This window comes from Aliiroseovarius crassostreae (genome assembly GCF_025137635.1).
GTDB classification, from domain to species: domain Bacteria; phylum Pseudomonadota; class Alphaproteobacteria; order Rhodobacterales; family Rhodobacteraceae; genus Aliiroseovarius; species Aliiroseovarius crassostreae.
The window spans coordinates 1,858,968-1,879,550 of sequence record NZ_CP080772.1 but is presented as its reverse complement, the minus strand read 5'-3'; the positions used below and the strand labels follow the sequence as shown (position 1 = coordinate 1,879,550).

At 60.6% G+C, this 20,583-nt stretch carries 22 protein-coding genes; 18 read left to right on the top strand and 4 right to left on the bottom strand.

Translation table 11 applies throughout. The features are described 5' to 3' along the window. The first annotated feature begins 158 nt into the window (after positions 1 to 158). The 5 genes from rpiA (at position 159) to K3J57_RS08905 (ending at position 5,080) form a co-directional block, all read left to right on the top strand. Positions 159 to 941: a ribose-5-phosphate isomerase RpiA gene (gene rpiA / locus K3J57_RS08925; protein WP_173486568.1), complete on the top strand. Its 783-nt coding sequence runs from the start codon at positions 159 to 161 to the stop codon at positions 939 to 941. A 244-nt stretch (positions 942 to 1,185) separates the two neighbouring features. Next, positions 1,186 to 2,562, top strand: a complete 1,377-nt coding sequence (gor, locus tag K3J57_RS08920; protein ID WP_259790858.1) for a glutathione-disulfide reductase — start codon at positions 1,186 to 1,188, stop codon at positions 2,560 to 2,562. A gap of 330 nt (positions 2,563 to 2,892) precedes the next feature. Next, the gene (gene hflK / locus K3J57_RS08915) at positions 2,893 to 4,023 is read left to right on the top strand and encodes an FtsH protease activity modulator HflK (RefSeq protein ID WP_259795453.1); all 1,131 of its coding nucleotides are present in this window, start codon (positions 2,893 to 2,895) and stop codon (positions 4,021 to 4,023) included. Between the two features lie 14 nt (positions 4,024 to 4,037). Next, positions 4,038 to 4,895, top strand: coding sequence for a protease modulator HflC (gene hflC / locus K3J57_RS08910; RefSeq protein WP_375542838.1), 858 nt, complete (start codon positions 4,038 to 4,040; stop codon positions 4,893 to 4,895). Then, positions 4,892 to 5,080: a DUF2065 domain-containing protein gene (locus tag K3J57_RS08905; RefSeq protein WP_055189436.1), complete on the top strand. Its 189-nt coding sequence runs from the start codon at positions 4,892 to 4,894 to the stop codon at positions 5,078 to 5,080. Before hflC ends, K3J57_RS08905 begins: the two co-directional genes overlap by 4 nt. 216 nt (positions 5,081 to 5,296) lie before the next feature. On the opposite strand, the gene K3J57_RS08900 is transcribed toward K3J57_RS08905, so the two are convergent. Next, positions 5,297 to 6,292, bottom strand: a complete 996-nt coding sequence (locus K3J57_RS08900; protein WP_259795451.1) for a hypothetical protein — start codon at positions 6,290 to 6,292, stop codon at positions 5,297 to 5,299. A gap of 382 nt (positions 6,293 to 6,674) precedes the next feature. Between K3J57_RS08900 and K3J57_RS08895 the strand changes: the two genes are divergently transcribed. Next, positions 6,675 to 8,117 carry a Do family serine endopeptidase gene (locus K3J57_RS08895; protein ID WP_259797756.1) on the top strand — a complete coding sequence of 481 codons (1,443 nt, stop codon included), beginning with the start codon at positions 6,675 to 6,677 and terminating at the stop codon, positions 8,115 to 8,117. 91 nt (positions 8,118 to 8,208) lie between these two features. Here K3J57_RS08895 and K3J57_RS08890 read toward each other — a convergent pair whose 3' ends face one another. The 3 genes from K3J57_RS08890 to K3J57_RS08880 form a co-directional block, all read right to left on the bottom strand. Beyond that, positions 8,209 to 8,844, bottom strand: a complete 636-nt coding sequence (locus tag K3J57_RS08890) for a methyltransferase family protein (protein WP_259795450.1) — start codon at positions 8,842 to 8,844, stop codon at positions 8,209 to 8,211. A 285-nt stretch (positions 8,845 to 9,129) separates the two neighbouring features. Beyond that, positions 9,130 to 9,327 (bottom strand): DUF1127 domain-containing protein, encoded by a 198-nt coding sequence (locus K3J57_RS08885; RefSeq protein WP_173486561.1) that lies wholly within the window; start codon positions 9,325 to 9,327, stop codon positions 9,130 to 9,132. A 288-nt stretch (positions 9,328 to 9,615) separates the two neighbouring features. Then, positions 9,616 to 10,935, bottom strand: a complete 1,320-nt coding sequence (locus tag K3J57_RS08880; protein WP_259795449.1) for an FAD-dependent oxidoreductase — start codon at positions 10,933 to 10,935, stop codon at positions 9,616 to 9,618. Between the two features lie 271 nt (positions 10,936 to 11,206). Between K3J57_RS08880 and ruvC the strand changes: the two genes are divergently transcribed. The 12 genes from ruvC to ybgF all read left to right on the top strand — a co-directional run bounded on the left by ruvC (position 11,207) and on the right by ybgF (position 20,577). After that, positions 11,207 to 11,713 carry a crossover junction endodeoxyribonuclease RuvC gene (ruvC, locus tag K3J57_RS08875; RefSeq protein ID WP_259775472.1) on the top strand — a complete coding sequence of 169 codons (507 nt, stop codon included), beginning with the start codon at positions 11,207 to 11,209 and terminating at the stop codon, positions 11,711 to 11,713. Further along, positions 11,710 to 12,393, top strand: coding sequence for a Holliday junction branch migration protein RuvA (ruvA, locus tag K3J57_RS08870; protein ID WP_259783721.1), 684 nt, complete (start codon positions 11,710 to 11,712; stop codon positions 12,391 to 12,393). Before ruvC ends, ruvA begins: the two co-directional genes overlap by 4 nt. Before the next feature lie 17 nt (positions 12,394 to 12,410). Further along, positions 12,411 to 13,457, top strand: coding sequence for a Holliday junction branch migration DNA helicase RuvB (ruvB, locus tag K3J57_RS08865; protein WP_259775470.1), 1,047 nt, complete (start codon positions 12,411 to 12,413; stop codon positions 13,455 to 13,457). Positions 13,458 to 13,582: 125 nt separating this feature from the next. After that, positions 13,583 to 14,248, top strand: coding sequence for a type 2 periplasmic-binding domain-containing protein (locus K3J57_RS08860; protein WP_259775469.1), 666 nt, complete (start codon positions 13,583 to 13,585; stop codon positions 14,246 to 14,248). Further along, positions 14,248 to 14,784, top strand: coding sequence for an RNA 2',3'-cyclic phosphodiesterase (gene thpR, locus K3J57_RS08855; protein ID WP_259790844.1), 537 nt, complete (start codon positions 14,248 to 14,250; stop codon positions 14,782 to 14,784). Before K3J57_RS08860 ends, thpR begins: the two co-directional genes overlap by 1 nt. A 29-nt stretch (positions 14,785 to 14,813) precedes the next feature. Further along, the gene (gene ybgC, locus K3J57_RS08850) at positions 14,814 to 15,194 is read left to right on the top strand and encodes a tol-pal system-associated acyl-CoA thioesterase (RefSeq protein ID WP_259790841.1); all 381 of its coding nucleotides are present in this window, start codon (positions 14,814 to 14,816) and stop codon (positions 15,192 to 15,194) included. A gap of 111 nt (positions 15,195 to 15,305) precedes the next feature. Continuing rightward, positions 15,306 to 16,001, top strand: a complete 696-nt coding sequence (gene tolQ, locus K3J57_RS08845) for a protein TolQ (protein ID WP_173486553.1) — start codon at positions 15,306 to 15,308, stop codon at positions 15,999 to 16,001. A gap of 1 nt (position 16,002) precedes the next feature. After that, positions 16,003 to 16,482, top strand: a complete 480-nt coding sequence (gene tolR / locus K3J57_RS08840) for a protein TolR (RefSeq protein WP_055189415.1) — start codon at positions 16,003 to 16,005, stop codon at positions 16,480 to 16,482. 6 nt (positions 16,483 to 16,488) lie between these two features. Then, positions 16,489 to 17,568 (top strand): cell envelope integrity protein TolA, encoded by a 1,080-nt coding sequence (tolA, locus tag K3J57_RS08835; RefSeq protein ID WP_259790838.1) that lies wholly within the window; start codon positions 16,489 to 16,491, stop codon positions 17,566 to 17,568. A gap of 26 nt (positions 17,569 to 17,594) precedes the next feature. Further along, positions 17,595 to 18,914 (top strand): Tol-Pal system beta propeller repeat protein TolB, encoded by a 1,320-nt coding sequence (gene tolB / locus K3J57_RS08830; RefSeq protein ID WP_375542837.1) that lies wholly within the window; start codon positions 17,595 to 17,597, stop codon positions 18,912 to 18,914. Between the two features lie 142 nt (positions 18,915 to 19,056). After that, on the top strand, positions 19,057 to 19,560 hold the full coding sequence (gene pal, locus K3J57_RS08825; protein ID WP_259790833.1) for a peptidoglycan-associated lipoprotein Pal: 504 nt from the start codon (positions 19,057 to 19,059) through the stop codon (positions 19,558 to 19,560). A gap of 192 nt (positions 19,561 to 19,752) precedes the next feature. Continuing rightward, on the top strand, positions 19,753 to 20,577 hold the full coding sequence (gene ybgF / locus K3J57_RS08820) for a tol-pal system protein YbgF (RefSeq protein WP_259790830.1): 825 nt from the start codon (positions 19,753 to 19,755) through the stop codon (positions 20,575 to 20,577). Positions 20,578 to 20,583 lie beyond the last annotated feature (6 nt).

The following is a 20,583-nucleotide window of genomic DNA, read 5'->3' as shown; positions in this document are numbered from 1 at the left end:
CGCTAAGCCTCTCTTTTTCTTGCTGAAAATATCTCGGGGTGAGGCTCGAAGAGCCGAGGGGCAGCGCCCCTTTTGCAGCGGTCGGATCAGACCCTCTCGCCACGGGGCAACATCTGATTTATAACCGCCAAAACAGTGTCTTAAAGGGAGGGGGCGCCATGTCCGGCGAATTGTCACCCATCGATACCGCCAAGTTCGTCGCCGCCAAACGTGCGGTGGAATTTGTCGAGGACGGGATGCGCGTAGGCCTTGGAACGGGGTCAACCGCCGCCTGGATGGTGCGCTGCCTTGGGGAGCTTGTGCGCGAAGAAGGCCTGCGCGTGACCGGTGTTCCCACCTCGGTGCGCACCGCAGAGCTTGCGCGGGCGCAGGGCATTCCGGTGGCGGGTCTGGATGAGGTCAAATGGCTGGACCTGACCATTGACGGCACCGATGAATTTGACGCGGATCTTTGTTTGATCAAAGGGGGCGGCGGGGCGCATCTGCTTGAAAAGATTGTCGCAACCGCGTCAGACCGCATGGTGGTGATTGCCGACCCGTCAAAATCGGTTGAGCAACTTGGCGCCTTTCCCCTGCCTTTGGAAGTGGTTCCGTTCGGCTGGCAGACGTCGAAAAACCTGGTCGAAGAAATGCTGATCTCCATGGATGTGCTGGGCCAGACCACCACGCTGCGCATGAACGGGGACCAGCCCTTTCTTTCGGATGAGGGCAATTACATTCTTGACCTGCATCTGAAACGCATCGGTGATCCGCGCAAATTGTCGATGGTGCTGAACCAGATCCCCGGCGTGGTGGAGAACGGCCTGTTCATCGACATCTGCGACGTGGTTGTCGTGGGGCATGGCGATGGCCGGGTTGAGGTGATCGACATCAATGAAGGCACGTTTGAGGAAGACCGGATCGAGTTTGTCGAAACAGACAATATCTTTAAAGATTTGTGACCTTATCTTTAAAGATTTGTGACCTTCCCAAGGGGAAAGTTTAAACTTTCGAACAGCAAAAACGCCGAAGTTTAAACTTTTCCAGCCTGCGGTGGCTCTCTTTATGTCGCGCCCGCCGGACTGTCGGACCCGTGCGCTGATCGCGGCTTTGTGACCGCTTGTTGAAAAATCGCACGTTCCCACTCTGGAAACCTTTCCACCTTACCCCTAGGTTCTCGGCAACTGGATTTCGGAAGGGACGACCATGAACACCACTGCGAGCGAATTTGACTATGACCTGTTTGTCATCGGTGGCGGGTCCGGCGGCGTGCGCGCGGGCCGGGTGGCGGCAGAAGGCGGCGCGAAAGTGGCGCTGGCGGAAGAGTTCCGCATGGGCGGCACCTGCGTCATCCGCGGCTGCGTGCCGAAAAAGCTGATGGTGTTTGCTTCTCACTATGGCCCGGCGGCAGATGAGGCCGCGAAATATGGCTGGCGCGGCAATGCGGCAGGTGTGTTTGACTGGGGGCAGTTTCAGCCGATGTTGCATGCGGAACTGGATCGCCTTGAGGGGATCTATCAGCGCAACCTGGGCAATTCCGGCGCGGACATCTTCAACGCACGCGCGGTGGTGAAGGATGCCCATACGGTGGCGCTGTCCACGGGGGAAACCTTCACCGCAAAGCATATCCTGGTGGCCACGGGCGGGCGCCCCTTCCTGCCTGATACGCCCGGGGCACAGGATCTTGGCATTACCTCAAACGAGGTCTTCAACCTCGACACTTTCCCAAAGCGCATCCTGATTGTTGGCGGGGGCTATATCGCTACGGAATTTGCGTGTATTTTCAACGGTCTCGGCGCGCATGTGGCGCAATGGTATCGCGGTGCCCAGATCCTGCGTGGCTTTGATGACGAGGTGCGCGGATTTCTGGCGGAACATATCGCTGCGCGCGGGGTGGACCTGCATGTGGGGCTGGAAGTGGAACGGATGGAGCGCCGTGACGGGGCCATCTGGGTCAAGGGCACCGATGGGCGTGAAGAAATGTTCGATCAGGTGATGTTCGCAACCGGCCGTGTGCCCAATACTGACGGGCTGGGCCTTGCCGAGGCCGGGGTTGAGCTGGGTCGTGGCGGGGAAGTGGTTGTTGATCAATACAGCCAGACCTCGGTCCCGTCGATTTACGCCGTGGGGGATGTGACCAACCGGATCACCCTGACGCCGGTGGCCATCCGCGAGGCGATGGCTTTTGTGGAAACCGTGTTCAATGGCAACCCGACCAGCCCGGATCACGAGAATGTCGCCTCTGCCGTGTTTACCCAGCCGGAATATGGCACGGTGGGCATGAGCGAGGAAGAGGCCCGTGCCGCCGAAAAAATCGACGTCTACACGGCTGCGTTCCGCCCAATGCAGTCCAGCTTTATCGGCTCCGACGAACGTGTGCTGTTCAAACTGGTGGTCAGCCAGGCCAGCCAGAAAGTGCTGGGGGTTCATATCGTCGGACCGGGTGCGGGCGAGATGATCCAGCTGGCAGCGGTGGCGGTGAAAATGGGGGCCACCAAGGCAGATTTCGACCGTACCGTGGCGGTGCACCCGACCATGTCGGAAGAGATTGTGTTGATGAAAACACCCAACCGGCGCGACTGAGTTTCGCCGTTGAAAGTAGAAGAGGACGCGCGCTTTTGGGGGCGCGCGTTTCATTTACAGCGTTTCGACGTTTCCCTGCTTCAAGTGAGAGTTGAAACGCTTTAGGGCTTGTGCTCCGGGACAGGGGCACTGTTTTCATAGAAAACTAGAAAACTAGAAAACTAGAAAACTAGAAAACTAGAAAACTAGAAAACTAGTTTTCTGGTTTTTTTGAAAATCCCCCCCGAAGGCCTGAAAATCCCGCGCAAGAGAGGGGCTTTCCCTTGAAAAATCGCTCCCGAAAGGCCAGTTATTGCTCTGATGCTTTGACCAGATAAGGACAATAACCACATGGCCAGCGATAATGGCGGCCCCTGGGGCGGCGGTGGAAACCGCGGCGGTTCGGGTGGCGACAAACAGGGCGGCAATCAGGGGGGCAATCGTCCCCAGCGCCCCGGGGACCAACCGATCCCCGAAATCGACGAGTTGATGAAGAAGGGGCAAGAGCAGCTGCGTGTTCTAATGGGCGGCCGTTCTGATGGACGCCGTGGTGGTTCGGGATCTGGCACTGGTGGGCCGGGGATCGGTCGCGGCACGCTGATACTGGGGGCTTTGGCCGCTGCCGGTGTCTGGGTGTTTGCCAGCTTCTATCGCGTTGATACCTCGGAACAATCGGTCGAACAGCTGTTTGGTGCACGTTACGGGGTGGGTCAGGAAGGTCTGAACTTTGCCCCCTGGCCGGTGGTGACCAAGGAAATCTATCCGGTGACCCGTGAAAACATCATCAATATTGGCGAGGGCAATTCCGGCCTGATGCTGACCGGGGATGAAAATATCGTCGATATTGATTTCCAGGTGGTCTGGAATATTTCGGATATCGAGGCGTTCGTCTACAACCTCGCAGCCCCCGAAGACACCATTCGCGCCGTGTCGGAATCGGCCATGCGCGAGATTATCGCCCGCTCCCAGCTGGCGCCGATTCTGACTTCGGACCGTGGGGTCATTCAGCAGGAACTGCAGGATCTGATCCAGCAGACCCTGGATGGCTATGAGGCCGGGGTGAACATCGTGCGCGTGAACTTCGACCGTGCTGACCCGCCGCGCGAAGTGATCGACAGCTTCCGGGAAGTTCAGGCCGCTGAGCAAACCCGCGACACGTTGCAGAAACAGGCTGACGCCTATGCCAACCGTGTGGTGGCAGCCGCACGTGGTGAGGCCGCGCAGCTTTTGGAAGAGGCCGAAGGGTATCGTGCCAAAGTCGTGAACGAGGCCGAAGGGGAAGCCGCCCGTTTCATCGCCGTGTATGAGGAATATGCCAAGGCACAGGATGTGACGCGCAAACGCCTTTACCTCGAAACCCTCGAAAAGGTCATGGGATCGGTGAACAAGGTGATCATTGACACCCCGGTTGGCGGGGAAGGGGGCGTTGTGCCCTATCTGCCGCTCAATGAGCTGAACAAATCCAGCGGAGGGTCGAACTGATGCGCAAGACACAAATGTTGATTGGTGTTGTTGTCGTGGCTGTCGTGGCCGCGCTGCAGGCCATTTATATCGTGGATGAGCGCGAAACCGTTCTGAAACTTCGCTTTGGTGAGGTGAAGGAAGAGGTGCGCGATCCGGGGCTTTATTTCAAAGTGCCGCTGATCGATGAAATCGTGAAATATGATGACCGGATCCTGCCGCTTGATACGCGCAAGCTTGAGGTGACGCCGGCAGATGGGCGTCGTCTGGAAGTGGATGCCTTTGCCCGCTGGCGCATCATTGACGCCAAGGAATTCCGTCGTTCCGTTGGGGCCGGTGGGATTGCCGGCGCTGCCTCTCGTCTGGAACGCATTCTGAACGCTGAACTGCGCGCCGTTCTGGGGAAGGTGAAATCTGGCGTGGTTCTGTCGGCTGACCGGGTCGTGCTGATGAACCAGATCCGCGATCGTGCCCGCAGCCAATCGGTTGACCTCGGGATCGAAGTGATTGACGTGCGGATCAAAAGCGCCGACCTGCCAAAGCAGAACCTTGAGGCAACGTTTGAACGGATGCGGGCGGAACGTCAGCGTCTTGCCGCGGACGAGATTGCCCGTGGTAATGAAGCCGCCCAGCGTTTGCGCGCAACGGCAGATCGGACCGTGGTGGAAACCACGTCTGAGGCTCGTAAGAACGCACAGATTATTCGCGGTGAGGCGGATGCCCGACGCAATGCCATTCTGGCAGACGCCCTAGGGCGGGATGAGGAATTCTATGCGTTCCTGCGCTCGCTTCAGGCCTATGAAGCCTCGCTGAGCGGTGAAAACTCCTCGCTTGTCATTTCGCCGGATAGCGAATTTTTCGACTATCTGAAATCGGATGAGGGTCGAAAGTGAGCTTTGTGCTCTTAGGCTTCGGGCTTGTGCTCGTGATTGAGGGGCTGGTGTTCGCACTGGCCCCTTCGCGTCTTGATGAGTTGGTCCAGGCAATCAATGCATTGACCCGTGACCAGCGCCGGGCCATCGGGCTGGGCGCGGTTGGTCTTGGGGCGGTGATGGTGTGGTTGTCTCAGGGGGGATGAGTTTGGGGCGGGACCCTTATCGAGCCACGTCCCGGTGCACCGGTTGTGCGGCGCTGCGTCTGTATCTGCCGTCCTGAATGCCGTGATGAGCTCATGACACCGCCACAGTTTCGGGCAGGCTGTTCACCCTCGGAACATCGGAACAAGAGAGGTTGCCACAGCCTGCGGTCAGCCGCATGTCCCGTTTCAGCGCCATCTCAAAAGCAGCAACTCGCATTAGTCCTCCGGTTGGTCGTCTGGCAATTTGGGCGCAGCGGATGATGCCGTCGGCATTGGTGTGAAAACGGGCGGCGTGACAGAGGCGTTCAGCAGAGTTTCGAGCAGTTCTGGCGACAGCGGATCAGAGAAAAAACCGGCGGCCAGCCCGTGGTGATGGTTCAGTATCAGAAAGGCGAGACGATGTGGCCCGACCATGATCTGACAATGGCCATTGCCACGTCTTTCCGCAAGCAAGGCAACGATCCGGTCATATGCGCCTGAGTTGACAGGCTCAATCTGGGCACCGATTTCATCCAGGGCAACAATGGAGACATCCACAACATCCAGACCGAATTCTACAGCGGCGTGAATGCGACATTCATGCTGGTTGAATAGGCCGGTTGGGGAGGCAGGGGGCGGCGTGGATATTGGTTCTGATACGGGGTGCAGGGGCTCATCCTCCGTGCGATAGGTGCGGATAATCCAATGGGCAAACCAGATTGCCCCGATGATGATCGGCACCAGGAAGGTCACAAGGAAAAGGCCCGCAAGCGATTGTTCTAAAACCGTTAAGTCAGAGACACCCCGTTCCATAAAGCGTTTCAGGCGGTTTTTCATCGTGCCGTCCGCCTGTCCTGCCAATGCAGCCCCCTTGCCACCGCTCACGCTGGCATTGCAGGAAAATCGCATCCCCGCGATCAGGACACCCACACGGCTGCGCAGCGTTGCCGGGTCCGAAAACCGGCCCGTAGTGGACGCTTCCTGTGTGGCGATGACCATCCAGTCAAATGCGGGTTTCCAACTGCCAAGTCCCAGATCATCCTCTCGGGCGGAGATGACGGATTGCGCATGGCTGAGTTCGCGGCGAAGCTGGCGCTGTTCCAATGACGATAGCACCGCATCTTTTGCCGCATATCTGCTGACCGTGTCGATCAGTTTATTGACTTCATCGGGGACACCGCACCGGTCGTCGGCAGCCAGCAATGCCGCCGGTGGGAAAATGCTGAGTATCAAGGCAAACAGAAGCTGGCGGCACAGGCGTATGCAGGTGCCGTTGCAGGAAAGATAAGCTGTGTTCGCTACCTTCAAATCATTGCCTCAACCGGTCTGTTGGGGCAATTTTGGCGGGCAAACCCTAATATCAGGTTGAGACTTCGGCGAAATGTCAGCCAAATCCGGCCTATCGCGTGAATGTGCATGGGGATCACAAGCAGGTGAACGTGCCCGTCATTTCCTTGTGCAAGTTTGCGTTGCACATTTTCGTTCCTATCTAGAGACTGTCCCCAAAGGGATCGCGCGCAAGCAGGGTCCCAATCAGTGATTGAAAACGAGGAGAGATGATTTGAGAGCGCAGGCAATTCCAATTACACGCCATCGTCCCGCACAGGGCATGATGATGTTCGTGGCACTGGTGATGAGCGCGGCGATTGTGCTGGTGTCCGGTCTTCGGACCGAGGCGCGCGGTGCGCCCGATAGCTTTGCGGATCTGGCCGAGCAGGTCAGCCCGGCGGTGGTGAATATCACCACCTCTACGATCATCGAAAGCCGTGCCGGCCAGCAGCCAATGGTGCCCGAAGGCAGCCCGTTTGAGGATTTCTTCCGTGATTTCCTCGATCGGGACCGTGACCGCAACGGACCGGGGGGCAATGGTGCCCCGCATCCGCGGCGCAGCCAGGCGCTGGGGTCGGGCTTCGTGATTTCCGAAGACGGTTTCATCGTGACCAACAACCATGTCATCGAAGGTGCGGACGAGATCATGATCGAGTTCTTTGGCGGTGAAAAAGAGCTCCCCGCCAAGGTGATCGGCACCGATCCGAACACCGACATTGCGCTGCTCAAGGTCGAAAGTGATGAACCGCTGGATTTCGTGAAATTCGGTGACAGTGACGTGATGCGTGTGGGTGACTGGGTGATGGCCGTGGGCAACCCGCTGGGGCAGGGCTTTTCTGTCTCCGCCGGCATCATTTCGGCGCGCAACCGTGGCCTTGGCGGCGTCTATGACGATTACATCCAGACTGACGCGGCGATCAACCGGGGCAACTCGGGTGGACCGCTGTTTAGCATGGATGGGGAAGTGGTCGGCGTGAATACGGCGATCCTCAGCCCCAATGGCGGCTCGATCGGGATCGGCTTCTCCATGTCCTCCAATGTGGTTGAGAAAGTGATCGGCCAGTTGCAGGAGTTTGGCGAGACCCGTCGTGGCTGGCTTGGTGTGCGCATTCAGGACATCACCGAGGATATGTTGGAAGGGCTGGACCTGAGCTCGACCAACGGCGTGCTGGTCAATGACGTGCCGGATGGTCCCTCGAAAGAGGCAGGCATTCAGCCGGGCGACGTGATCTTGTCGTTTGACGGGATTGATGTGGCCAACACCCGTGAACTGGTCAAGATCGTGGGCGATGCGCCGGTGGGCAAGGCAGTGCGCGTTGTTGTAAAACGTGGTGGCCAGACCGAAACGTTGAAGGTGACGCTTGGCCGTCGGGAAGAGGCCGTGGCCTCAAATGACGGCAGCCAGACACCGGGACAGACAAGCCCCGCCGAAAAGTCGCTGCTTGGCATGACGCTGGCGGAACTGAATGACACGCTTCGTGAAGAGCTGGGCCTTAATCCCGGCGCCTCCGGTCTTGTCGTGGTTGATGTGGATGAAAGCTCGGAAGCCTTTGAAAAAGGTCTGCGCCGGGGCGATGTGATCGCTGAGGCCGGACAGACCGAGGTCACCAGCCTGAGCGGGTTCGAGGCCATGATCGAGGATGGTCGTGACGCCGGACGCAAATCCATGCTGCTGCTGGTCCGCCGCAATGGCGAGCCGCGTTTCTTGGCATTGTCGCTGGAGGAATAACCGCCGCATTTTCCGAACGCGTTTCGGACAATCCGATCAAAGACACAAAGCCCCGCCGAGAACTCGGCGGGGTTTTTCTGTTGTGCCCGGCTTACCCCGATGTCTTACCTGTTCCAGCCCCCTTCCGGGCCCGTCCAACCCAGCGCGGGGTGCGGGCGCGGAAGGCTTTGAACGCATCGCCATGATGGGCCAGAAGTGCTGCCTCTTCCGAGCGGATCTGGATCTGCGCGGACCCGACAAACAGCAACACGGCAAGGCCCCCCGGAAAGGACGGAAGCGCCAGGGCGACCCCGGCCAACAGCATCGCCTGACCAAGAAAGGTGGGGTTGCGCGAAAAAGTGTAAAGCCCGTCCGAGACCAGCGCGCCGGTTGCCTCGGACAGCACCCCGACCCGCCAGGAGGCGCCCATCGCCATCTGAGCGGCAAAGGCCAGCATGGCCCCGCCCACCGCGATCAGATGCCCGGGCACGGCCGCCGCGCCAAGACCGGGCCACCAGAGCGGGTCGATATTGGCCACGTCAGGCGCGATCAGATAAAGGGGAGGTGCGACCAGCGCGAGCCCAAAACTTGCCCGAAACCCGATTGCGGCAAGGCGATCCAGCCCGCGCGCCTTGCCAAACAGCCAGATTGACCGCCCCGCGGATCTGGCGGCCAGCGCCGAGCCTGCAAAAAAGGCCAGCAGATACAGGGCGAGCACCAGCAGGCTCGCGGTTTGAATGGCAGACATGACGGCGCTCCTCTTCCTCAACCTGAGATGGACCGCATGGCGGCGCATTTCAACGGGGGGAGCGGAGAAAAGAAAAACCCGCAGGCAGGCTGCGGGTTTTCTTGAGTGGTGGGGCATCTTTGGGAGAGAGAGGATGCCGCCTGGAAACCACTAAAGCGTTTCGACTTATTGTTGGGTCTCAATAATAAGTCGAAACGCCCATGCCAATTCGGCGTTTCGTGCGTTTCGAGATCATGCTGTTTCGCAACCTGATCTCGAAACGTTTTATGATCGGGATCGCAACGCTCAGATCGCGTCGATATCCGCTCGGGTCAGACCGATATCCGCCAGTTCGCGGTCGGTCAGTTTCGACAGCGCAATACGGGTCGAGCGCGCGTCATTCCAAGCGGTTACAGCGGCAACGGCACGCTGAACTGCGATGGACAGACGGCCCCCGAAGGAAGAACCAGCGTGGTTCAACAGGGTGGGTTCGAAGACAGCCATTGTTCATGTCCTTAGATCAAGAAAACGAAGGGCGAGCACCATTGCTCACTCAGCGCCACTTAGGGGCGTTGTCCGGCCCGAGCAAGGCCGCAAATTGCATGTCCCCTATGCGTTTTTTGCAACGGGTCGCATTCGTATTTCACGAGGTCGAAAATGGTCTGGAAATGAGAGTGGCCGTGGCGGAATTAACTGATTTTTAGCAAAAAACTTTGGCTGTTGCGGCGTGCCGTCCCCAATGAGCGCCAAAGGATCCTGTCGCAAATGCCGCTTTTGCGACTCACTTGCCGGTCAGATCCTTGCTTCCCTGACCTTGCCCCCCAGTCCTCGTCGCCCCAGCCCCCGCACGCCCTGTGCTGTCAGTTCTGCGACCAGCGCCGCGTGATCCACCGCCTGCACCGGACCGGCCCCCGCCAGCGCCGCCGCCGTGCCACAGGCCTGCCCCATGGCCATGCATTGCGGCATCCCCCGCACCGAGGCAAAGGCGGTTGGATCTGCCGACAGGATCCGACCGGCAAACATCAGGTTCTCGATCTCTTTCGGCACAAGGGTGCGGAACGGGATGGTATAATACTCTCCCTCCCCGACAATCGCATCATGGGTCATGCTCACGTCCGCCCGCATCACGTCATCAATCGGGTTGTCACAGGCCACGATGCCATCTGCAAATTTGACGCCCGCCGCAAGATCCGCCCCTGTCAGCCGGTATTGGCCCTCCAGCTTGCGGGTTTCGCGCACCCCCACGGTTGGGCCAAGCGACATCATCCGCGCCTGTTCAAAGCCCGGGATATCCCGGCGCAGGAAGGCAGCCATCTGCAGACAGCGTCGCCGCCCTTCCTGCGTGGCGCGGTTTACGGCGGCTGGGTCGGTGCCATCGACGCCCCGGATCACCACCGAGTTACAGAACACGCTGTCGGGGTGAAATCCCCGCATCAGGTAAAGCTTGCCCAGGTCCGGATGCAGCCGCCCCTCGGCGATGCCCTTTGCCGCCTGCCGGGTGAAATAGGGGTCCGGGTCGGCAAACACCCGGTCCAGATCCGCCCCCACCATCATGAAGGTGAGCGTGACCCCCATCATGTTGCCCTGCGTGTCACCCAGCTCATATGGCACCCCCGCTTTTGCCGAAATATCGCCATCCCCCGAACAATCGATCACCATGCGGGGATGGATCTTGTAGGGGCCATGGCGATCGAAACACTCAACCGTGCGGATCCGCTTGCCCTGCATCACAGGTCTGAAGGCTGTCGCCCCGAGGTGAAGCGCGACGCCCGCCTCTTCGAGCATGTCGAACATGGTGGTGATGGCGATGTCATGGTCATATTGGATCTCTGCGCCGAAATTCTCCAAGGTGCAGGGGCGTTTTTCTGCCGCCGGCGGGTCCAGGGCCATCAGATTTCCGGCCAGTTCCTCCATGATCCCGCCGATTGAGATGTCGCAGGGATAGGCCGCCCCCCAGGGCATTCCGGGGCAAAATGCCATGACGCCACCAATTTTCTGGCTGGCTTCGAGCAGGAGGGTGCTCTGCCCCTGCCTTGCGGCGGCAAGGGCGGCGCCGAACCCGGCCGTGCCTCCGCCGATTACCAGAACATCCACCTGTGTGTCGCTGCGCATCTGTCGCCCCCTTTGCACCCTGCCTTTCCGATAAAACGGCTCTGTGGCGGCGATGTAAACCGCAGGGGCGACAGGCGGGTCGTTTTTGGCCGGTCATTTTGGCGGGTCGTTTCTGGCGGGTTGTTTTTGGCGCGTGCGGCGCGGACCTGCCGGGAGAGGCGGATTGTTCTGGCGCATGTTCTCGTTTCGTGCTAATTCGGAAGCAGCGGAAAAACCGCAACGCGACGGCAATGACAACAACCGCAACGACAACAAAGAGCAGGACTTCAGGATGCGCGTCATAGGAATTGACCCGGGGCTTCGCAACCTTGGCTGGGGGGTGATTGACACCGAAGGCGTGAAGATGCGCCATGTGGCAAATGGGATCTGCCATTCGAGCGGCACCGATCTTGGCCCACGGCTCCTGTCGCTGTTTGATCAGCTTTGCGATGTTTTCCAGATGCATCAACCGGACACGGCCGCGGTTGAGCATACTTTCGTCAACAAGGATGCGGTTGGCACGCTGAAACTCGGGCAGGCGCGCGGGATTGCCATGCTGGTGCCGGCCCGGTTCGGTCTGCAGATCGGGGAATACGCGCCGAACGCGGTGAAAAAGGCCGTGGTCGGGGTGGGGCATGCCGACAAACAACAGGTAGAACATATGGTCAGGATGCAGCTTCCGGGGGTGAAGCTGGCAGGGGCGGATGCCTCTGACGCGCTGGCCATTGCCATCTGCCATGCCTTTCACGCACAAAGCGCGGGAAGGCTTTCGGACGTATTGAAAAGGGCAAGTGCATGATTGGTAAAATTTCCGGGGTGCTGGAATATCGCGCTGAAGACCATGTTCTGATTGATGTGCGCGGCGTGGGCTATCTGGTCTATGTCTCGGATCGCACCATGTCCGCCTTGCCCGGCCCGGGGGAGGCGGTGGCGCTGTATACCGAGTTGCTGGTGCGTGAGGATATCTTGCAGCTTTTCGGCTTTACCTCGCTTCTTGAAAAGGAATGGCACCGGCTGTTGATCTCGGTGCAGGGGATTGGCGCCAAGGCGTCGATGGCGATCCTGTCGGCCTTGGGCCCGGACGGGGTCAGCCGCGCAATTGCGCTGGGCGACTGGAATGCGGTGAAAGCGGCAAAGGGTGTTGGCCCGAAAACCGCTCAGCGTGTCGTGAATGAACTCAAAGACAAGGCCGCGTCGGTCATGGCAATGGCCGGGCAGGGCGGATCGCTCTCTGAGGTTATGGACGCGGTAGAAGATGAGGTGATTGAGGCCGCCGCGCCCAAACCCCGCAAAACCACACCGAAAGCCCCGCCCGCCAATGCAGCCGCGCAAAGCGAGGCGCTCTCGGCACTGGGCAATCTGGGCTATGGCCCGGGTGATGCGGCCTCCGCCGTGGCGCAGGCGATGGGGGACACCCCGCAGGCAGATACCGCAACGCTTATCCGCGCGGCGCTGAAACTGCTGGCGCCGAAGGGCTGATCAGGTAGAACAGACATATGACAGACCCGGATCCCACCCTGCGCGCCGCCCCACGCCCCGAAGATCGCGTGATCGAACAGGACCGCGCCTTGCGGCCCGAACGGCTGACTGATTTCATCGGTCAGGCCGAGGCCCGCGCCAATCTGCGCATTTTCATCGAAAGCGCGCGGCGTCGTGGGGAGGCCATGGACCATGTCCTGTTTCACGGCCCCCCCGGTCTGGGCAAAACCACTCTGGCGCAGATCATGGCGCGAGAGCTTGGGGTGAATTTTCGCATGACAAGCGGTCCTGTGCTGGCAAAAGCGGGGGATCTGGCGGCGATCCTGACCAATCTCGAAACCAATGACGTGTTGTTCATTGACGAAATCCACCGGCTGAACCCGGTTGTCGAAGAGGTGCTTTACCCGGCGATGGAGGATTTCGAGCTGGATCTGGTGATCGGGGAAGGCCCCGCGGCGCGCACGGTGCGGATTGAATTGCAGCCCTTCACGCTGGTGGGGGCAACCACGCGGCTGGGCCTGCTGACCACCCCTTTGCGCGACCGGTTTGGCATCCCGACACGACTGCAGTTCTACTCCGTGGATGAGCTGCATGAGATCGTGACCCGCAATGCCATCAAGCTGGGCACACCGGCTGATGATGACGGTGCGCGCGAGATTGCCAAACGCGCCCGTGGCACGCCGAGGATTGCCGGGCGGCTTTTGCGCCGCGTGGTGGATTTTGCCGTGGTCGAAGGCGATGGGCGCATCACGCGCGAAATTGCCGATGGGGCCCTTACGCGGCTCGGGGTTGACCATCTGGGGCTGGATGGCGCCGACCGGCGGTATCTTGGCCTGATGGCAGAGCATTACGGCGGCGGCCCGGTGGGGATCGAAACCCTTGCTGCGGCGCTGTCTGAAAGCCGTGATGCGCTGGAAGAGGTGATTGAGCCCTATCTTTTGCAGCAGGGCCTGATCCAACGCACCCCGCGCGGGCGGATGCTGGGTCAAAAAGCGTGGCGTCACCTTGGGCTGGATGTGCCCGAGGTGGTGGAGAAGACGCAGACCGACCTCTTTGGAAAGTGACGTTCGTGTGATTTGATTTTCTTGCCTCCGGCGGAGGTATTTGGAGCAAGAAAAAAGACAATTGCGATTGCCCCCTTCGGCGCGAGAAATTATGGCTTTTGGGGACAAGAGGAGAGGGCCGCGCCATGACACCCGATGAGATTCAGAGCTATTTCACCAACAAGAACGGGGCCTATGCTTTTGCCCGCTGGGGGCGGCCGATTGTGCCCGTGGTGTTCGGGGTTGAGGAAGAGACGCTTCAGGTTGTGAAAGGTGCGGTTGAGGCGGTGGTGGCGCTGGCCGGTCACAAGATGGCCGAGACCGACCCCGAGCTGGGCGCGAACCTGATGCTGTTTTTCTTTCGTGACTGGGATGAGCTGCTGGGCGTGCCCAATCTGGAAAAGATGGTGCCGGATCTTGAGCCGCTGGTGGCGCGCCTGAAAGGGGCCGGGGCCAGCCAGTATCGCGCGTTTCGGTTTGACGATCAGGGCGCCATTCAAGCCTGTTTTGTCTTTGTCTGTATGGCGGGTGAGATGGGCCAGCAGCCAGCCGAGACGATTGCCCTGACCCAGGCCGTGCAGGCGGTGATCTTGTGGGGAGAGAACGCGTTTGCCACCCGCAGCCCGCTGGCGGTGATGCCTGAGACCGGTCAGGTGATCCTGCGCCCGGAAGTGGCGGGGATCATTGCCGCAAGCTATGATCCGGTGATGCCGGTGGCCCAGACGGATGCGAGCCATGCATTGCGCCTTTATGCAAGATTGCAGGCCACCCCCGCAGCTCCTGCCGCCGCCGGAGATGATACCAGACACTGATGCGCAGCTTTATCGCCTGTCCTTTGCCCGAAACGGTGCGCGCCGCCCTTGTGGAACTGGCGGGGCGGGTAAAGGTCGGGCGGGCGGTGCCTGAGGACAATCTGCACCTGACACTGGCGTTTCTGGATGAGCAGCCGGTGGAGCAGCTTGAGGCCCTGCATGGGGAGCTGGAGGCCATCCTGTCCCCTCCGATCCATCTTGTCCTGCACGGGTTGGAGCCGATGGGGGGCAAGACGCCAAGCGTTCTGGCCATTCGTGCCGACGGGGCAGAGGCATTGCGTGCGCAGGTGATGTCGGCCACGCGGGCAGCGGGGATCACGCTGCCACATCGCAGGTATCGTGGGCATATCACCATCGCCCGTCTGCCGCGCAGGCCCCTGCCGGAAGATCAGGTGGCGTTGGGGCGGGCGCTGGAGGCCTTTGGCGATCTGGAGCTGCCCCCGCTGACACTTGACCGATTTGCATTGTTTCGCTCCGACCTGCACCCGGATGGGGCGCGTCACGAAATGCTGGCGGAATACAAGCTTGCGGTTTAAGTTGCGGCGCAAAGCAGTAAGAGGCCCCGATGCACCAGTTTCCGATCCGCGTTTATTACGAAGACACCGATATGGCGGGTATTGTCTACTACGCCAATTACCTGCGCTATATCGAGCGGGCGCGCTCGGACTGGGTGCGTGAGATTGGCGTGGATCAGAACGCGATGCGTGACGAAGGTGTGGTCTTTGCGGTGCGCCGGGTTGAGGCGGATTACCTTGGATCGGCACGGTTTGACGATGAACTGGTGGTGGAAACCGCGATCAGCGCCGTGACCGGTGCGCGGCTGGTGCTGGATCAGAAGGTCAAGCGGGGGGAGGAGGTGCTGTTCGAGGCGCAGGTCACCATTGTCTGTCTCGCGGATGGGCATCCGACCCGCCTACCGGCAAATTTTCGCCAGAGGGTCAACTGAGGCTGCGAAATCCTGCCAGATGACGCGGTTTTGATAGCTTTCCCCGTGCCTTTGCGCTAATTTGGCGGCAAAACAGCCCCAAAGAGGGCGATGTGAGGCAGAGACAGAGCTATGGAAACCGAAACGCTTGCAGCGGCTGCGGAGATTGATTTCTCCTTTCTGGCCCTATTCCTTCGTGCAACCCTGACCGTGAAACTGGTGATGATCCTGCTGATTGTCGCCTCCTTCTGGTCCTGGGCCATCATCGTGACCAAACTGATTGCTTACCGGAAATCACGGGCCGAGGCGGCGGAGTTTGACCGCATGTTCTGGTCGGGAGAGCCGCTGGACGAGTTGTTCGAACAGGTGGGGGCTGCGCCCAACGCCGCACCGGAAAAAGTGTTTGCCGCCGGCATGATCGAATGGCGCCGCTCGCATCGTTCTGACGGGGGGCTGATTGCCGGGGCGCAGTCCCGCATCGACCGCTCGATGGATGTGGCGATCGCGAAGGAAGGTGAAAAACTGAATCAGGGGCTGAGCTTCCTCGCCACCACCGCATCGACCGCGCCGTTTATCGGGCTGTTTGGCACGGTCTGGGGCATCATGAACGCCTTTATCGAAATCGCCCAGCAACAGAACACCAACCTGGCCGTTGTGGCGCCGGGCATCGCCGAGGCGCTGCTGGCCACGGGGCTGGGCCTTCTGGCTGCGATCCCGGCTGCGGTCTTCTACAACAAGCTGTCGGTGGACAGTGACAATATCCTCGCAGGTTACGAGGCATTTGCAGACGAGTTCGCCACCATCCTCAGCCGTCAGTTGGACAGCTGATATGGGGGCCGCTGTAAATCAGGGCGGCGCTGATCGCCGCGCCCGCCGGGGCCGCCGCCGGGGCAAACATCGCCGGATGATGGCCGAGATCAACATCACGCCTTTCGTGGATGTGATGCTGGTGCTCTTGATCATCTTCATGGTGGCCGCACCGCTGATGGTGGTGGGGGTGCCGGTGGAATTGCCGAAAACCGCCGCCACGGCCTTGCCCGCGGTGGAGGAAGAGCCGCTGACCGTGACCATTGACGCAGACGGTCGGGTGATGCTGCAAAAGACCGAGATTGCCCGGGAGGACCTGATTGGCAAGCTGCGTGCCGTGGCCGCAGAACGGTCTGATGACAAGGTTTTCCTGCGCGCAGATGGCGCGGTGAACTGGTCCGAGATTGCCACCGTGATGGGCGCTTTGAACGCTGCGGGCTTTACCAGCATCGGCATGGTGACCGATGGGGGTGGACCGACCCTGGATGGGCAGGGAGGCTGATCCCTCATGCGCATCGGGCTTTATATTTCGGGGGCAGGCCATGTGCTCCTGATCCTGTGGCTCTTGTTCGGATCGCTGATTGGCTGGCGGGACGACGAGGTGAAGCTGCGCGTGTCTGATGTGTCGTTCATTTCCGAGGACGAGTTCGCGGCGATGACGGCGCCAAGGCCCGAAGCGGCTGTGGCGGACACGCCGCCTGCACCTGCGCCGGAACCTGAACCGACCCCAGAACCCGAACCTGAGCCCGCTCCTGCGCCGGAACCGGCGCCTCAGCCTCGTCCAGAACCAACCCCGGAACCGACCCCGGAACCGGAGCCAGAGCCAACCCCGGAGCCAGCCCCGGAACCGGAGCCGATCCCTGACCCCGTGCCGGAACCGCCTGCACCGGAACCTGCCTTGCAGGATGCCCCGCGCGTGGCCCCGACACCGGCGCCCAAACCCGCGCCGGAGGCCGAGGTGGCACCCGAGCGGGTTGACGCGCCCAGCCCGCAGGAAGACGCAGATGCGACGCCCACACCAGAGGTTGTCCCAACCGCCCCGCAGGAGGCGACAACCGAAATCGTGACCGAGGCGAAGACCGCCGCGCCCACCAGCTCGGCCCGCCCGCGCGTGCGTCCGCAGAACCTGGACAAACCAACGCCGCCAAAACCGCCCCAGCCGGAACCACAAGCGCCCGCCAGCTCCGCAGCCAACGCGGTGGCCAGCGCCGTGAATGACGCCATTGCTGGCGGAGAGCGTGACACGCCCCAACAGGACGCGCCCGAAGGCCCGCCACTGACCCGTGGCGAAAAAGAGGGGCTTCGTCTGGCGGTGAAACAATGCTGGAATATCGGGTCCTCTTCGTCGGATGCCCTGCGCACCACGGTGGTGGTGATGGTGGATATGGACCGCGATGGAAAACCCAAGGCTGTGCGCCTTGCCAGTTGGGACGGACCCAGCCAATCCGCCGCTGATATCGCATATCAGGCGGCCCGCAGGGCAGTTCTGATCTGTGGCCGGTCCGGGTTTGACCTGCCGCAGGAAAAATATGGCCAATGGCGCCAGATCGAGATGACCTTCAACCCGGACAAGATGAGGATCAAATGAGACAGAAACATCGTATTGCAAAGCTGATGTCTGCGGCCATTCTGGCCGGGTTGAGTGCACTGGGCGGGCCCGTGGGCATCGGGGCGGCAAACGCGGAACCTCTGCGCATTGTTATTGATGACGGGATCATCGAACCCCTGCCTTTCGCGGCACCCGGCTTTCAGGCCGAAAACGCGGGGGCTGGGGAGTATGCAGCCAATATCTCGCGTCTGGTGGCAGCGGATCTTTCGGGAACCGGGCTGTTTCGGGAAATCCCCGCCTCGGCGCATATTTCGCGCATCACCAGTTTTGCAAGCCCGGTGGCCTATGAGGATTGGCGCGCGATCAATGCGCAGGCGCTGATCACCGGGGCCGTCAGCGAAAGCGGTGGCAACCTGACCGTCAAGTTCCGGGTCTTCGACGTGTTCTCGGGCCAGCCGCTGGGGGAAGGGTTGCAACTTGGCGGCCCGGTCAGTTCGTGGCGACGTATTGCCCATAAGGTGGCGGATACGGTCTATTCGCGCATCACCGGTGAAAGCGGGTATTTCGACAGCCGCGTGGTGTTCGTGGCTGAAAGCGGGCCAAAGAACGCCCGGCGCAAGCGGCTGGGCGTGATGGATTATGACGGAGCGAATGTGCAATACCTGACCGACAGTTCGTCTCTGGTGCTTGCCCCACGCTTTTCGCCCGCCGGCGACAAGGTGCTTTATACCAGCTATGAGACCGGTTTTCCGCAGGTGAATGTGCTGGATGTGAACTCGGTCTCGCGGCGGGTTCTGTCCTCGAAAGAGGGGACGATGACCTTTGCGCCGCGTTTCTCACCCGATGGGACGCGTGTGGTCTATTCGCTGTCTGCCGGGGGCAATACCGATCTTTACGTGATGAATGTGAACGGGGGGGGCGAGCGGCGTCTGACCTCGGCGCCCTCAATCGAAACTGCGCCGAGCTATTCGCCGGATGGCCAGTATATCGTGTTTGAAAGCGACCGGTCGGGGACCCAGCAGCTTTATATCATGCCCGCCGCCGGGGGGGAGGCCAAGCGGATTTCCTTTGGCCCGGGCCGTTACGGGACCCCGGTCTGGTCGCCGCGTGGAGATATGATCGCCTTTACCAAGCAAAACTCCGGCCGGTTCCACATTGGTGTGATGCGCACAGATGGCAGCGAAGAGCGTCTGCTGACCGCATCCTTCCTGGATGAGGGGCCGACCTGGGCCCCCAATGGGCGGGTGATCATGTTTACCCGCGAAAGCCAGGGGGCAGGGGGGGCCCCGGCGCTTTACTCGGTCGATATTTCCGGGCGGAACCTGCGTCGGGTGGTCACGGATGGCCCCGCGTCGGATCCGGCCTGGTCGCCGCTTTTGAAATAGAGGTGGAGATGGGCAGGGCTTGGCCGGTGACGCTGGGGCAGGTTTCCCCTTTTGCCCCGGATCTGCTAGGCTTATCGCCAAACGCGAGCAAAAAAATTTATCACCGGACGTGGACACGTCGGACAGGATACAGGAACACATCATGAAAACTATGACACTGACCGCAATTGTGATTGGCGCGCTGGCCTTGGCGGGCTGTTCGAAAAGCCCGGCTGCTGTGGATGGCTATGGGGCTGGGGCGAACCAGATTGTGCCGGGCAGCGCCTCGGACCCGCGTTCCGCGGCCTATTTCCAGCAGACCATCGGGGATCGCGTTTTGTTTGCGGTGGATCAGTCCTCGATCAGCCCGGAAGGGGTGGATGTGCTGATGAAGCAGGCGGCGTGGCTGTCGGAAAACCCGGCCTTTACCGCAGTGATCGAGGGGCATGCGGATGAGCAGGGCACGCGAGCTCATAATATTGCGCTTGGCGCGCGGCGGGCGGCTGCGGTGCAGAACTTCCTGATTGATAGCGGGGTTGCACCCAATCGCCTGAAAACTGTGAGCTATGGCAAGGAGCGTCCGATCGAGATCTGTTCAGACGAGACCTGTTATGCCAAGAACCGCCGCGCGGTGACGGTGCTGGCGGCAGGTGGCCTGACCAGCTGAGATCAGCCCCGGTTGGTGTCAGCATCTTGACATTGGCCGGGGGAGAGCTTTGGTTTTCTGAGAAAACTAGAAAACTAGAAAACTAGAAAACTAGAAAACTAGAAAACTAGAAAACTAGAAAACTAGAAAACTAGAAAACTAGAAAACTAGAAAACTAGGAAACTAGTTTTGCAAAGAGAAAAGGTGGTTCAGATGCGAGCACAATTGATGGCAGCGACGCTTGCCCTGCTGGGCGGTCTCTCGGTGTTGCCTGCCGTGGCGCAGGACAGGGCGCAGTCCCTCGCTGATGTGCGTCAGGAACTGTCGCTTCTGTATGTCGAGGTTCAGTCGCTCAAGACCGAGCTTTCCACCACCGGTGCCCCGAATGTGGCCCCCGCTTTTGGATCCCCCTCGCAACGCCTGTCCACCATCGAAGGTGAAATGGCGCGGCTCACCGATAAGATCGAACAGCTGGAATTCAGGATCAACCAGATCGTGAAAGACGGCACCAACCGGATCTCCAATCTTGAGTTTCGCCTGGTGGAACTCGAAGGGGGCGATATCAGCCAGTTGGGCGAAACCACCACGCTGGGTGGCGATCTGCCTGCGCCGGTTGCGGTGGCCCCCCCGCCGCCTGCGGGCGGTGAGCAGCTTGCGATCGGAGAGCAGGCCGATTTCGATGCGGCCTCTGCGGCGCTTGAGGCGGAACAGTTTGACGAGGCCGCCGCCCTGTTTGCCACTTTCCTTGATACCTATCCCGCCGGACCGCTGGCCGCGCAGGCCCAGTTCCAACGGGGCGAGGCGCTGACCGGGGCGGGGGATGTGAAAAACGCGGCCCGCGCCTATCTGAATGCCTTTTCCGGGGCCCCGAACGGGGCCCACGCCCCGGATGCGCTGTTTCGGCTTGGCCAATCTCTGGGCCGGTTGGGGCAGGTGACCGAGGCCTGCGTGACGCTTTCGGAAGTGGGCAACCGCTTCCCCGGCAATCCGACCGTGTCAGATGCCGAGGCAGAACGGGCGGCCTTGGGCTGCCAGTGATTTGGG